The 13,192-nt window shown below is 47.5% G+C and carries 15 protein-coding genes; 9 read left to right on the top strand and 6 right to left on the bottom strand.

Going from position 1 to position 13,192, the window contains the following annotated elements; all coding sequences use genetic code 11:
* Positions 1-207: 207 nt before the first annotated feature.
* Both QNM19_RS11065 and QNM19_RS11070 read right to left on the bottom strand, forming a co-directional pair.
* A complete protein-coding gene (locus QNM19_RS11065; RefSeq protein ID WP_010386607.1) occupies positions 208-1,560 on the bottom strand; it encodes a DegQ family serine endoprotease in 1,353 nt (450 codons plus the stop codon).
* 111 nt (positions 1,561-1,671) lie between these two features.
* Positions 1,672-2,124 carry a Z-ring associated ZapG family protein gene (locus QNM19_RS11070; RefSeq protein WP_049862865.1) on the bottom strand — a complete coding sequence of 151 codons (453 nt, stop codon included), beginning with the start codon at positions 2,122-2,124 and terminating at the stop codon, positions 1,672-1,674.
* Between the two features lie 143 nt (positions 2,125-2,267).
* Between QNM19_RS11070 and zapE the strand changes: the two genes are divergently transcribed.
* From zapE to QNM19_RS11110, 8 genes are all read left to right on the top strand, one after another.
* Complete coding sequence (gene zapE, locus QNM19_RS11075; RefSeq protein ID WP_125558647.1) at positions 2,268-3,362, top strand: cell division protein ZapE; 1,095 nt, start codon at positions 2,268-2,270, stop codon at positions 3,360-3,362.
* Positions 3,363-3,632: 270 nt separating this feature from the next.
* On the top strand, positions 3,633-4,061 hold the full coding sequence (gene rplM, locus QNM19_RS11080; RefSeq protein ID WP_010386604.1) for a 50S ribosomal protein L13: 429 nt from the start codon (positions 3,633-3,635) through the stop codon (positions 4,059-4,061).
* Between the two features lie 12 nt (positions 4,062-4,073).
* Positions 4,074-4,463 (top strand): 30S ribosomal protein S9, encoded by a 390-nt coding sequence (rpsI, locus tag QNM19_RS11085; RefSeq protein ID WP_049862864.1) that lies wholly within the window; start codon positions 4,074-4,076, stop codon positions 4,461-4,463.
* Positions 4,464-4,967: 504 nt separating this feature from the next.
* The gene (gene petA, locus QNM19_RS11090; protein ID WP_010386601.1) at positions 4,968-5,558 is read left to right on the top strand and encodes a ubiquinol-cytochrome c reductase iron-sulfur subunit; all 591 of its coding nucleotides are present in this window, start codon (positions 4,968-4,970) and stop codon (positions 5,556-5,558) included.
* A complete protein-coding gene (locus QNM19_RS11095; protein WP_049862863.1) occupies positions 5,558-6,850 on the top strand; it encodes a cytochrome b in 1,293 nt (430 codons plus the stop codon). The genes petA and QNM19_RS11095 overlap by 1 nt, the downstream gene beginning before the upstream one ends.
* Entirely contained in the window at positions 6,847-7,584 is a 738-nt protein-coding gene (locus QNM19_RS11100; RefSeq protein WP_040644677.1) for a cytochrome c1, read from the top strand. Before QNM19_RS11095 ends, QNM19_RS11100 begins: the two co-directional genes overlap by 4 nt.
* 127 nt (positions 7,585-7,711) lie before the next feature.
* Entirely contained in the window at positions 7,712-8,338 is a 627-nt protein-coding gene (gene sspA, locus QNM19_RS11105) for a stringent starvation protein SspA (RefSeq protein WP_049862862.1), read from the top strand.
* A complete protein-coding gene (locus tag QNM19_RS11110) occupies positions 8,338-8,787 on the top strand; it encodes a ClpXP protease specificity-enhancing factor (protein ID WP_049862861.1) in 450 nt (149 codons plus the stop codon). The genes sspA and QNM19_RS11110 overlap by 1 nt, the downstream gene beginning before the upstream one ends.
* Before the next feature lie 59 nt (positions 8,788-8,846).
* On the opposite strand, the gene dolP is transcribed toward QNM19_RS11110, so the two are convergent.
* The 4 genes from dolP to QNM19_RS11130 are packed head-to-tail and all read right to left on the bottom strand — an operon-like array spanning position 8,847 to position 12,264.
* On the bottom strand, positions 8,847-9,413 hold the full coding sequence (gene dolP / locus QNM19_RS11115) for a division/outer membrane stress-associated lipid-binding lipoprotein (protein WP_049862860.1): 567 nt from the start codon (positions 9,411-9,413) through the stop codon (positions 8,847-8,849).
* Between the two features lie 3 nt (positions 9,414-9,416).
* Positions 9,417-10,001, bottom strand: a complete 585-nt coding sequence (locus tag QNM19_RS11120) for an SIS domain-containing protein (RefSeq protein WP_010386593.1) — start codon at positions 9,999-10,001, stop codon at positions 9,417-9,419.
* Between the two features lies 1 nt (position 10,002).
* Positions 10,003-10,368 (bottom strand): YraN family protein, encoded by a 366-nt coding sequence (locus QNM19_RS11125; protein ID WP_049862859.1) that lies wholly within the window; start codon positions 10,366-10,368, stop codon positions 10,003-10,005.
* Between the two features lie 3 nt (positions 10,369-10,371).
* On the bottom strand, positions 10,372-12,264 hold the full coding sequence (locus QNM19_RS11130; protein WP_049862891.1) for a penicillin-binding protein activator: 1,893 nt from the start codon (positions 12,262-12,264) through the stop codon (positions 10,372-10,374).
* A 63-nt stretch (positions 12,265-12,327) separates the two neighbouring features.
* Here QNM19_RS11130 and rsmI point away from each other — a divergent pair, with 63 nt between their 5' ends.
* Complete coding sequence (gene rsmI, locus QNM19_RS11135; RefSeq protein ID WP_049862858.1) at positions 12,328-13,191, top strand: 16S rRNA (cytidine(1402)-2'-O)-methyltransferase; 864 nt, start codon at positions 12,328-12,330, stop codon at positions 13,189-13,191.
* The last annotated feature ends 1 nt before the right edge of the window (position 13,192 follow it).

Raw genomic sequence — 13,192 nt, forward strand, 5'->3', positions numbered from 1 at the left:
AATACATAGCTGATTGGGGCGTTAAGCCGAACATCCGATGTATAAAAAATTACTCATCAGAACAAAAGAATAGAAAATTTCACAGAAGCTCTCACTGCGCTTTTTGTTCGCTTAAGGTGGTTTGTTTACTGCGCTAAACAAATAAAAACACAGCGACAAGTGTCGCTGTGTTTTCGTAACTATAGTGAATGGAGTGGCGTTAGTTCATTACTGAATAAGGTAAAAGACTGAATCGCGTCCACGTTTAATACCCAGTACAATATTGCCCTGAATGTCGTCTATCAGGCGTTTCATGTCCCGCACAGAGGCAACACGTTGGCGGTTGACCTGCATAATCACATCGCCTTCTTGCAGGCCCACTCTGGCGGCAGGTGAGCGCTCTTCAACCGAGACAACGACGATGCCCTGATTACCGTTACGTTCACCGCTTTCCAGTACGGCGCCTTGCAGGCTCGGGTGAATACGGTCGGCTTCGGCGCGTTGTTCACTCTGACCTTTTAATTCAACCTTAAGCGTACGGGTATCGCCATCACGGTAGACGTCAATCTTAACTTTTTTACCTTCGCCGAGGGTCGCAATTTTACCGCGCAGCTCTTCAAAGCTCTCAATCTTGTCGCCATTAAGGGCGATGATCACGTCATTGGCTTTAATGCCTGCCTCATCTGCGGCGGAGTCTTTAACGACCTCCTGAACAAAGGCACCTTGTTTGACATCAAAGCCCTGTGCTTTGGCGAGGCCTGCGTCCAATGTACGGCCTCGGATCCCCAGCGAGCCGCGACGTACCTGGCCATATTCAATAATTTGGTCGACCAGGTTTTTCATCATATTTGAGGGGATAGCAAAGCCAATGCCGACATTCCCGCCTGAGGCACCCAGGATCGCGGTATTAATACCGATGAGTTCTCCGCGCAAATTAACCAGTGCACCACCTGAGTTGCCTTGGTTAATGGCGGCATCGGTCTGAATAAAGTCTTCGTACCCTTCGATGTTTAGTCCACTGCGGCCCAGGGCACTGACGATGCCTGAGGTCACAGTGTGGCTGAGGCCAAACGGGTTACCGATAGCCACTGAGAAGTCACCGACTCTGAGTTTGTCAGAGTCTGCCAGCTTCACTTCGGTGAGATCCTCACCTTCAATTTGTAATAGTGCAATATCTGATTCTTTGTCTGTACCGACCAGCTCAGCTTTAAACTCCCGGCCATCTTTGAGGGTGACCACGATGTTGTCTGCTTCGTCGATAACGTGGTTGTTAGTAACCACATACCCTTCATCTGCATCTATGATGACGCCGGAACCTAGGCCACTGAAGGGACGTTTTTGAGAGCGCGGGGCAGGGTTACCAAAAAAGAAATCAAATGGATCAACGCGTCGGCGTACTTCTTTGGCACCAGAGACCTGGATACTGACCACCCCAGGGGTGACCTTTTCCAGCATTGGAGCCAGCGTTGGCAGCTGTTGGCCATCAACGGCGACCGGCAGGCGCGCATGACCGGTTTCTGGTAATAAAAATAAGCTTGAAGAAAGTAGCGCTGCGGTAAGTAATGATAATTTCAGTTTCATAGTCGTGGAATTCTCCTGGAAACAGCGTTAGTCCGTTGGGCGACGCACATTCGCGCATCACCCATTATTCAATTGCTATTTCTACTGACTATGGGGTCAAAAAAAAGTTCATCAAGAGGCTTTTAATTGCTCACTTTGTGACCCTTCTCCTTTGAACAGGCCGCTTTCTCCTTCGACATAATCACTTGGTGGGGCATCGTGTGTTTGCTCATTGGCACGACGTTTTTCGCCTCGCATATGTAATGAAGCGTGTAATTGCTCGGTGGTCTCTTTTGAGAAGAAAGGCTCGCTTGGCGTGGACTTTTCCTGACTAAGGAGCTGTTTGCCGTCTTCAAAGTGACGGTTCAAAAGGGTGTAGTTTTCTTCCAGTTTAGCCATCAGCTTTTTGCTGTCTGCAAGGTGATCGCTGACATCCTGGCGATATTGTTCCAGTGCATGCTGTGCTTCTTGCGCTTTTTGCTCCAGCTCATCATGCTTAAAGCGTTTTTTAGTCAATTGCGTACCAGCAATAAATGCGGCCACTGCAACGAGTACAAGGATCCCGAACCAGGCGATTGTCGTCATAAAATACTCCTGTTGATGATGCGACTAAGTGGCGCACCGAATGCAAAAAAATAATCGACTTAGATAGCTTAAATATACGCTGAGTTTCGATGCGTGTTAATATAGCGGGCAAATAAAACTGCTCTTCGACAATAAAAAAGATGATGACGCCCTGGGAAAAGTACCAACAAGACTTACAGCGTGATGATTTTCACCACGACAGCGCACAGGAAAATGCCGTCCGGCACCTGCAAAGACTTTATGATGATCTGGTCAATCAGGTGCCGGTCAAAAAAAGCCTGCTGGGCAGCCTGTTTGGACTGAAAAAGACACAACAGCCTAAAGTCAAAGGGCTATATTTCTGGGGCGGCGTAGGGCGTGGAAAAACTTATCTGGTTGATACGTTTTATGAGGCTTTACCGACTGAGCGCAAAATGCGGGTCCATTTTCACCGTTTTATGCATCGCGTTCATGATGAGCTCAAAAAACTGAAAGAAGTGAAAAACCCACTGGAAGTGGTGGCAGACATTTTTAAAGCCGAAACGGATATCATCTGTTTCGATGAGTTCTTTGTGCAGGACATTACCGATGCCATGCTGCTCGGTGGCTTAATGGAAGCGCTGTTTGAGCGCGGTATTGTGCTGGTTGCAACGTCCAATATCATTCCTGATGAGCTGTACCGTAATGGCTTGCAACGCGCACGCTTTTTACCTGCAATCGCACTGGTGAATGAAAATACGGAAGTGGTTAATGTGGATTCGGGGATCGATTATCGCTTGCGAACGCTGGAGCAAGCCGAGATCTTTCACAGTCCGCTAGGCAAAGAAGCCGACGATAACCTGTTTGAGTACTTTGATAAACTGTCGCCTGAACCAGGCAAACTGGACGAGCCAATTGAGATTGAAGGGCGTCTGATCCAGACCCGTAAAGTGTCTGACTGCATTGTGATGTTCGATTTTAGTGCGCTGTGCGAAACGGCGCGCTCTCAGGTGGATTATATGGAGATCAGTCGCCTGTATAACACCGTTATCTTATCTGATGTTAAACAGATGGGGCAGAACAACGATGACGCGGCAAGGCGCTTTATTGCACTGGTGGATGAATTCTATGAGCGCAACGTGACTTTGATCATTTCCGCAGAAGCACCGATCACAGAGCTTTACACCGACGGTACACTGAACTTTGAGTTTAAGCGCTGCATTAGTCGCTTACAGGAAATGCAGTCGCTGGAGTATCTCGCCCGCGAGCACCTTGCATAATGCGTGCATAATGCCTTAAAACTGGCAATTCACACATATTTCAGAGAATGGCATGTTTTTTGTGGAAAAAACAGCCATCCCCTAGCATCGTGGCAAAACCCTTGCTATAATCCGCGGCCTGCCACGTTGCGTTACTATTGCCCTCGTCGGCTTAGCCACTGACTTGAGCGGCAAAAAAGTCTTAAACTCGAAGGGGTTAAAGCACCAAAAAGTAGAGCGGTAGTCATTCGGACTACCTGTGGTTTTAACTGAAAACTTTGGATTTTTATAATGAAAACGTTTGTTGCTAAACCAGAAACTGTAAAACGTGACTGGTACGTAGTTGACGCTGAAGGTAAAACTTTAGGTCGCATTGCTACTGAAATCGCTTCTCGCCTACGCGGTAAGCATAAAGCTGAGTACACTCCACATGTTGACACTGGTGATTACATCATCGTTATCAACGCTGAGAAAGTTACTGTAACTGGTAACAAAGCTCAGGACAAAATGTACTATGCACACTCTGGTTACCCAGGTGGCCTTAAATCTGTAAACTTCGAAAAACTTCAAGCTAAAAAGCCTGAAATGATCATCGAAAAAGCAGTTAAAGGCATGTTACCTCGCGGTCCTCTGGGTCGTGAAATGTTCCGTAAACTGAAAGTTTACGCTGGTAACGAGCATAACCACGCGGCTCAACAGCCTCAGGTTCTAGACATTTAAGGAGCACTACTCATGGCAAATCAATACTACGGTACAGGTCGTCGTAAAAGTTCAAGTGCTCGCGTATTCCTACGCCCAGGCACTGGCAACATCGTAATTAATCAGCGTTCTATCGAAGAGTACTTCGGTCGTGAAACTTCTCGCATGGTTGTTCGTCAGCCTCTAGAGCTAGTTGAAATGACAGAAAAGTTTGACCTATACATCACTGTTGCAGGTGGTGGTATGACTGGTCAAGCTGGTGCTATCCGTCACGGTATCACTCGTGCACTAATGGAGTTTGACGAGTCACTACGTCCTTCTCTACGTAAAGCTGGCTTTGTTACTCGCGATGCTCGTCAAGTTGAGCGTAAGAAAGTTGGTCTTAAGAAAGCACGTAAGAAGACTCAGTTCTCAAAACGTTAATTTATTACGTTTCAGAATTGCAAAAACCCAGCCTCGTGCTGGGTTTTTTGTTTTTTGCAGTCATAAATCTTCGCAATTTTTGCCGTCCATTTTCCTTCTCAATGGCATGTTTAATCCTTCGGCCAGATTTATGGTCAAAAAAGTTCAATAATTATAATAATTAGTCGAGTTCGGACGATATCTCAGCGCATTTTTTTGCTACAATTGCGGGGCAAGTAATGAGTCGCGAAAACACTGGTTAAATTTTGATAGCTCGTCTGCTGAGCTTGATCTTAGTCAGTGAAAGGTCGCGTATGACGTTTTACCATAGTAAATCGGCTTCATGCTCGAAGTAACCAATCCCCTAATATTCGTGGGTTTATTCGGGCATGGTGCTGGAATAACCTTGTTTTAATCAAGGGATTTATTTATGATCGCGTCTATTTTGTAGTTTCTTAAAATTAACCTGCTGTAACTGATGTTCTCAATATAGCAAGTGTTGAGATTCATAGTGGAGATAAGTGGATGAGCAATGCGCCTGTAGACAACAGCCGACGTCGCTTCTTAACTATCGCTACCTCTGTCGTAGGTGGCGTTGGTGCGGTTGGAGCTGCTGTTCCTTTTATTGCGTCTTGGAATCCGAGTGAGCGAGCTAAATCTGCAGGTGCGCCTGTAGAAGTAGATATCAGCAAGCTTGAGCCTGGACAATTGATTCGTGTTGAGTGGCGAGGCAAACCTGTATGGGTTGTGTATCGTACGCCTACGATGTTGGATGAAATGAAAAAACACGAAGGAAACCTTCGTGATCCTAACTCAGAAGAGCCACAACAGCTCGACTCTGCCAAAAACCCTCATCGTTCTAAGCGCCCTGAGATTTTTGTCGCAGTCGGTATTTGTACTCACTTAGGTTGTTCTCCGTCGTTCCTCAATGGTGGTTTTGGTGAGAAGGTTGAAGGAACGGAGCACGGCTTCTTCTGTCCTTGTCACGGTTCTAAGTTCGATATGGCCGGCCGGGTATTCCAGGCTGTACCAGCTCCTCTGAACCTGGAGATCCCACCTTATACCTTTATTGACGACACTACCATTTTGGTAGGTGAAGAAGAAGGGGTTGCATAATGACTGCGAAGGTTGATAAGCCAGGCGCAATCGGCGCTGTGATGAACTGGATTGACGATCGTATTCCAATGACCCGTGTCTGGAATATGCATATCGCGCAATATCCAGCACCTAAGAACTTTAACTTCTGGTATCTGTTTGGCTCACTGGCTATCCTGGTACTGGTAAACCAGATCCTGACGGGTATCTGGTTGACTATGAACTATGTTCCTTCAGGCGAAGGCGCGTTTGCTTCAATTGAATACATCATGCGTGATGTAGAGTACGGTTGGTTACTTCGTTACTTGCACTCGACAGGGGCGTCGGCATTCTTCGTCGTTGTCTATTTGCACATGTTCCGTGGCATGATCTACGGCTCTTATCAGAAGCCGCGTGAGTTGCTGTGGGTCTTCGGTATGCTTATCTTCCTGGCGTTGATGGCTGAAGCATTCATGGGTTACCTGTTACCTTGGGGCCAGATGTCATTCTGGGGTGCTCAGGTAATTATTTCACTGTTTGGTGCGATCCCGGTTATTGGTGAAGACCTGACATTGTGGATCCGTGGTGACTACGTAATCTCAGGTGCGACTCTGAACCGCTTCTTTGCATTACACGTGATTGCACTGCCACTGGTACTGGTTATTCTGGTATTCCTGCACATTGTTGCGCTACACGAAGTGGGTTCAAATAACCCTGACGGTATCGACATCAAGCGTAAAAAAGGCACGGTTGCTGAAGAAGACAAGCCTAAATTCAAGTTCCACGAGTACTATACAAGTAAGAAAGATATCGTTGATGCGATCCCTTTCCACCCGTATTACACCGTTAAAGATATTCTGGGTGTGGCTGGTTTCTTAATTCTGTTCTGCTGGGTGGTATTCTTCATGCCAGAGATGAACGGTTTCTTCTTAGAAGCGCCTAACTTTGAAGCGGCTAACCCGCTGAAAACACCAGAGCATATTTTCCCTGTTTGGTACTTCACACCATTCTACGCCATCCTGCGTGCAATCCCTGACAAGCTGCTGGGTGTTATTGCGATGGGTGTATCTATCGTGATGTTGGCATTACTGCCTTGGTTAGACCGTGGTAAGGTTCGTTCAATCCGCTACCGTAGTGGTATCCACAAGCTGAACATTGCTCAGTTCGTTGTTACCTTCTTCATCCTGGGTTGGGCTGGTGCAACACCGCAGACAGTGACTTCAACGATTCTGTCGCAAATTTGTACCGTAACTTACTTCATGTTCTTCGTACTGCTGTTTGTGTACTCGAAGAATGAAACGACTAAGCCATTGCCTACGAGGTTGACGAAATGATGAAAAAGCTACTAATTGGTTTATTCGCATTGCTGCCTACCTTTGCAATGGCAGCCGGTCCGTCGGTTCCTTTACTGGAGTCGAACCATGACCTGACTGATAATGCGTCTTTACAACGCGGCGCTAAGTTGTTCATGAACTACTGCCTGGGTTGTCACCAGATGCAGTATCAGCGTTATGAGCGTACTTTCCGTGACATCGGTATCCCGGTTGATATTGGTAAAGAGACCCTAATTTTTGATGGTTCAAAAGTGGGTGGTCACATTCTGAATGCCATGGATACAGATGACGCAGCAAAATGGTTTGGTGCTGCGCCACCAGATCTCACTTTGGTTGCTCGTGTACGTGGTGCTGACTGGATCTATACTTATCTGAAGTCATTCTACGTTGACGAAAGCCGTCCGTTTGGTGTGAACAACTCAGTGTTCCCACTGGTTGGTATGCCACACGTACTGCAAGAGTTACAAGGTGTGCCTACTGCGGAATTTGAAGAAGTAGAAGAGAACGGCGTAGTCGTTCAGAAAGTGAAAAGCATCTCAACAGATGGTTCAGGTGAGCTAAGCTCAGATGAATATGATCAGGCAGTTCGTGACCTGACTAACTTCATGGCCTATGTTGGTGAGCCTTCACGTCTTCAATCAGAAGCAATGGGTATTAAAGTACTTGGCTTCCTGGTTATCTTCTTCATTCTGGCATTCCTGCTGAAGAAAGAATACTGGAGAGATGTCCATTAATCTGGACATTTTCCAGCAATTGATGCAATAGGGGCTTAAGCCCCTATTGCTGTTTTTATCGATTTTATTACATAAAATTGGTATTAAAGTGATTTTATTACTTTGTCATTAATTTATGGAGGTAGGCATGGCCGTTGCTGCCAATAAGCGCCCTGTTATGACTCTTTTCTCCGGTGCAAACTGTATGTACAGCCATCAGGTTCGTATCGTATTGGCCGAGAAAGGGGTAAGTGTCGATATTCATCTGGCCGAAAAGGACAACTTGCCAGAGGCACTGCATGAGATTAACCCTTATGGTACAGTTCCCACTCTGATCGACAGAGAATTAGGTCTGTATCAGGCAAATATCATAATGGAATACCTAGATGAGCGTTTCCCTCATCCTCCATTAATGCCTGTCTACCCTGTTATGCGTGGTCGCAGCCGTCTAATGATGCACCGTATCGAAACAGACTGGTATAGCCTTGCAGAAAAGATTGCGCACGGTGGTGCAGATGCAGAACAGGCACGCAAAGAGCTGACAGAGGCATTACTTGCGATCGCACCTATCTTCAGTGAAGCACCTTACTTCATGAGTGAAGAGTTCAGCCTGGTTGATTGTTACCTAGCACCTCTATTATGGCGTTTGCCACAGCTTGGCATTGACCTGTCAGGTGCTGGTGCAAAAGAGCTGAAAGAGTACATGCTGCGTTTATTCGAACGCGATTCATTCCAGGCTTCATTAACTGAAGCTGAGCGTGAGATCCGCAGCTAATGACTTCAAATCGCCCCTATCTATTGCGTGCTTTCTACGACTGGATTGTCGATAACCAGTGTACACCCCATATTGTGGTTGATGCTGAGTTTCCGGCGGTTGAGGTACCACGTCAGTTTGTTCAGCAGGGGCAGATAGTGCTGAATGTTAGCCCTTCAGCAGCTGCTAACTTTTTAATGGACAATGATGCATTGAGCTTCAACGCGCGTTTCTCTGGCCAGCCCATGCAGGTTTATGTGCCAATTGGTGCTGTACTGGCTATCTATGCGCGTGAAAATGGCGAAGGTACGATCTTCTCTGAGCCGGAACATCCGCAGGATGATATGCTCTCAGAAGACGATGCTCAGACTCAAGCAGAAGAACGTGAGGGATCAGTTGAAGCCACTTCAACCGATAAAGAAACACCTGAAAAGGCGAAGAAAACCTCGCATCTGAGAGTGATAAAGTAGCACGTCAAATCATAAAAAAACCTGCCATAGGGCAGGTTTTTTTATCTCTAACTTATTTACTATAAGATTTCAAAAGCCTTCACGACTTTCAGCACTCCGTGCACATTGCGTGCAATATCAACGGCTCGCTCGGCTTCTGTGTGATTGACCAGACCCATCAGAAAGACTTCGCTGTTTTCGGTGACGACCTTAATATTGCTGCCATCTATGTGGTCGTCGGCAATCAATTTGGTTTTTACTTTGGTGGTTAACCAGCTGTCATTTGTCTGGGTGGTGATACCAATGTTGCTGCCGATCCGCAGCTGATTGTATATTTGCTTAATGCCCTGAACGCCTTGCAGGGTGCTGTGAGCTTGTTGTTTCATTTCTATGGTGCTCACCTGGCCCACCATCAGTACGTGGCCGTTGACACTCACCAGGCTAATATTTGCGTGGTTAGCCAGTGCGGGAATGCGCTTAAGTGCCAGGGTTCCTTTGATCTCAATATTGTTATCATCAATTTGTGAGCCCAGTGTTCGTCTGTCATTGGCTGACGTGACAGCGCCAGCGGTACCGGCCACAACTGCGGCTGCGCAGCCCTGGATCAATAACACAGAGCAAAGTATCAGTGCAGGTCGTTTTAACATCTTTTATGCGTCCTGTGGGAAGAGAATATTGTCGATTAACTGGCTCAGGCAGTGTACGGTAAACAAATGGGTCTCGAGAATGCGGCTGGCACGTTTACTGGGCACGCGTATTTCTACGTCATTGGGTCCCAGCAGTCCCGTTAGCTCGCCACCATCATCGCCGATCAGCGCAATGACATTGAGATCATTGGTCAGCGCCGCCTCTACGGCACTGATCACGCTTTTTTCATGCCCGTCGATGGCCACAACAAACAGCAGATCATTTTCGTTTGAAATAGCGCGAACCTGGCGGGCAAAATAGTCCGACCCCTGGTTCTCGTCGTTGTTACTCAGGTTGATCTGAGTCTGGCTCAGGGTCAGTGCAGGCAGACACGGGCGTTCAGTCTCAAAGTAATTCACCAACAGATTGCTGAAGTGCTCCGCCATCATGTGGCAGCTTGGTACGCCACAACAGATCAGTTTATTGCCGTTGATGAGGCACTGTGCAATTGCATAAGCCGTTGATTCAAGTACCTCAGGGAGCGCTTCACCTGCGGCAATTTGTGCTTGAATACTTTCGGTAAAGATCTCTTTAATTGATTCTTGCATACTAAGTTATATTTCTAATCCATTGGATATCTGGGTTTTTATCGCCTTGAATTGCTACAAAGTCGATTCGGACAGGGACATTGTGCAAAGCAGATTGTTGCAGGTAATTATATATACTGCGACGCAATTTTTGTAACTTACTTTGACTCAGCGCCTGGATTGCACCACCAAAGCCTCCGCCACGGCGGAATTTTACTTCGACGAACACCCAGGTATCGCCTTCTTTCATGATCAGGTCGATTTCACCATAGCGGCATAAATAATTACGCGTTATGGCTTTAAGACCCTGTTGTTTAAGATAAGTTTCAGCAACCTCTTCATAATGTTGGCCTTTTTCTCGGCTATGACTGAACAGGTTGCCAAACATCGTTTACTGCTGTACCTGGTAATTGTCATACAGCTGTTTCATAAACAGCGGCGTAGGTGGGCGCTGGTCCAGGCTCACCAGTCTGATCTGCTTTTTGTGATATTGTGCCCAGCTCAGCTGACGATCAATTCGGTTAGCCTCTTTGATGGTGAGCGCACCAGTCAGGCCGTCAAATTCTTTGCCTGGTATTTTACTCAGCTGCTTAATTTCAGGGAGCAGGTTCAGGGCGTCATAGGCCATGGCAAACAGACGTTGCTCAATGTCTGATTGTTCCGGCCATAAGACCGAGTGTTGTTCGCGCAAGTTTTGCAATTTGACCGCGCCGGGTAGCATCCAGGGTACTTCGGTGAAAAACAGCCCTTCAAGGTCCCCTTTGTCTGTTTTGTCTATCTGCTTGCTGTAACTTCGTGAGCTGGCATAGAGGGGGATACGATCGGCAAAGGTACTAACATTGACGTCCAGATAAGGTTTGAGTAAACGAGTTTCAATGGCATCCCCTAAGATATAGATGGCATCTATATCACGACGTGAACGGGTCTCACTTTCCAGCTCTTTGCGAAACATACGCTTAATGGTGCTGATCCGCTGTTTTGAGCTGTCTACTTCAAGCAATTGGCCAACTACTTCGGCCATGTTTTCACTGTCTGAGTAAAAGCCGACTTCCGGCTGAGTTTCACTATAACGCTGCCACTGGGTTTCAAAGTGGCTGATCAGGCGTTTACCGGATGCGGTATCGGGCGCCAATAGCATCGGCTTTTGATAGCCTTTGGCGAGAAAGTGCACCATGGCCTGCTCAACCTCATGCTCAGGGTCCAGCGCAAAGTAATAATGGTCTGGATTCCCGGCCTGTGAAGCGGTATCCAGGGTATTTAAAAACAGGGCAGGTGTGGTTGTTAAATATGTACTGGCGGTGAGCTTTTCTACATTGCTTTTGAGTAACGGACCAATGACAAATTCGGCCTGACTTTGCTGCAGCTCTTTATCAATTTGTGCAACATCCAGCGTTTCATCAATAAAGAAAATTTCTTCAACCCGGTTGTTGTCCATTGCGGCCAGGAAGCCATTTTTGAGGGCTCTGCCCAGGCGTTCACTGCTGCCAGAGGTTGGTAATAAGACCGCGATGCGGGTCACATTATAGGGCGCGAGATCCAGCGTGGTTTTTACCTCTGTGGGTATGATCTCACTGCCCGGATGACTGGTATATCGACGTTGCCAGTTATTTAACGCCTGATGAAGTTGTACCGTCGACCCGAGGTAGATCTGATGATATTTGGCCAGTTTAACCCAGCCTTGCTGGATAACCGTACCGCGATCGAAGCGCTCCAGCGCATAGGAGGACAACTGCTGCAATGCCTGCCAGATGTCCCGGTTCAGACCAGAAATCGACACTTGGTGTTTGTTGGCCAGGTCGGCACTTTTAAAATAATGAACCAGTGCTTTTTTGGGCAACTGCTGGGCGGCATACACGCTGCCCATTAAATACTGATGCCAGGCCTGATGCTCTGGCAGTTTTAATTTGCTCTCCAACGTTTGCAGTAAGGCCAGCGCGCTGCTGAATTTCTGCTGTTGTTGTCTGGCCAACGCGGTATACAGTTTGTTTTGTACATGATCGACACTGGCTTTGCTTTCAAGCTCGCTACAAGCCTGTTCCAGAATGGGCCAGTTTTGTTCGTCAATGGCGGCTTGCCTTGCCAGATAGAGCAACTGGATTTTACTTGCGCCTTGTTTGCTGCTGGCCTTATCGAACAGACCTTGCGCATCCAGTTGTTCAGCTGGTGCGGTAGAGGCTGTGGCCAATGTCTGATTGTCTTGCGTTGATGCCGTTTTAGGGGTTGTGCCACAGGCCGATAACCCTGACAATACCGCAATCACTAGACTTATATTTTTCAGTCTCACTCGCAAACCTATACTCATACCTTTTGTTTGTGGATATCTTACTGACTGACCCTGGAGAGCTCAATGACAAATGCCGAAATCTCAGACAAAATTGGCACCCTGTATATCGTTGCCACGCCCATAGGCAATTTAGAAGACATCAGTGAACGTGCGCTGAAAGTGCTGTCAGACGTCGACTTAGTGGCTGCCGAGGACACGCGTCACACAGGTAAATTATTGAGTCATTTCAGCATAAAAGCAAAAACCTTTGCTTTGCACGACCACAACGAGAAACAAAAGGCGCAGCAGGTTCTGGATTGGCTGGAGCAGGGCATGGACATCGCGCTGGTATCTGACGCTGGCACGCCGCTGATCAGCGACCCTGGTTATGCGGTGGTGAACTTATGTCGTGAAGCCGGCGCTCAGGTTACCCCTGTGCCTGGCGCCTGTGCTGCAATTGCAGCAGTGAGCTGCTCTGGTTTGCCAACGGATCGCTTCCAGTTTATTGGTTTTACGCCCGCTAAAAGCCAGGCTCGCCAGAGCTTCTTTGCAGAGGCACATGAGTCCGGCATCACCAGCATTATGTATGAAAGCACTCACCGTATCATGGCCAGTCTGGCTGACTTGCAAACAGCACTGGGTGAGCAGCAGCAGGTAGTGTTCGCCAAAGAGCTGACTAAAACCTATGAAACCTTTTTCAGTGGGCCAGTGTGTGAGCTGATCGCGTTTCTCGAAAACGAACCTGAGCGTCAGCGGGGCGAGCTGGTACTGATGCTGCCGGGTAAAACCCAGGTGAGCAGCGAAATGTCGCCGGAAGCCAAACAACTGATTGGCTTGCTGGAAGGGGAAATGCCGCTGAAAAAAGCCTGCGGCATTGCCGCTGAGTACTTCGGATTGAAGAAAAACGCCCTGTATAAAGCCATCATCGCCGAGCGCGAAGGGGAATAAT

It is taken from the genome of Pseudoalteromonas ardens, from assembly GCF_030125445.1.
GTDB lineage: Bacteria > Pseudomonadota > Gammaproteobacteria > Enterobacterales > Alteromonadaceae > Pseudoalteromonas > Pseudoalteromonas ardens.

Coding starts and splice junctions, on each gene's coding strand:
- QNM19_RS11065 (WP_010386607.1), bottom strand. CDS start 1,560: ATGAAACTGAAATTATCATTACTTACCGCAGCGCTACTTTCTTCAAGC.
- dolP (WP_049862860.1), bottom strand. CDS start 9,413: ATGTTAAAACGACCTGCACTGATACTTTGCTCTGTGTTATTGATCCAG.
- sspA (WP_049862862.1), top strand. CDS start 7,712: ATGGCCGTTGCTGCCAATAAGCGCCCTGTTATGACTCTTTTCTCCGGT.
- QNM19_RS11125 (WP_049862859.1), bottom strand. CDS start 10,368: ATGTTTGGCAACCTGTTCAGTCATAGCCGAGAAAAAGGCCAACATTAT.
- QNM19_RS11110 (WP_049862861.1), top strand. CDS start 8,338: ATGACTTCAAATCGCCCCTATCTATTGCGTGCTTTCTACGACTGGATT.
- petA (WP_010386601.1), top strand. CDS start 4,968: ATGAGCAATGCGCCTGTAGACAACAGCCGACGTCGCTTCTTAACTATC.
- rsmI (WP_049862858.1), top strand. CDS start 12,328: ATGACAAATGCCGAAATCTCAGACAAAATTGGCACCCTGTATATCGTT.
- QNM19_RS11100 (WP_040644677.1), top strand. CDS start 6,847: ATGATGAAAAAGCTACTAATTGGTTTATTCGCATTGCTGCCTACCTTT.
- QNM19_RS11095 (WP_049862863.1), top strand. CDS start 5,558: ATGACTGCGAAGGTTGATAAGCCAGGCGCAATCGGCGCTGTGATGAAC.
- rplM (WP_010386604.1), top strand. CDS start 3,633: ATGAAAACGTTTGTTGCTAAACCAGAAACTGTAAAACGTGACTGGTAC.
- zapE (WP_125558647.1), top strand. CDS start 2,268: ATGACGCCCTGGGAAAAGTACCAACAAGACTTACAGCGTGATGATTTT.
- QNM19_RS11120 (WP_010386593.1), bottom strand. CDS start 10,001: ATGCAAGAATCAATTAAAGAGATCTTTACCGAAAGTATTCAAGCACAA.
- rpsI (WP_049862864.1), top strand. CDS start 4,074: ATGGCAAATCAATACTACGGTACAGGTCGTCGTAAAAGTTCAAGTGCT.
- QNM19_RS11070 (WP_049862865.1), bottom strand. CDS start 2,124: ATGACGACAATCGCCTGGTTCGGGATCCTTGTACTCGTTGCAGTGGCC.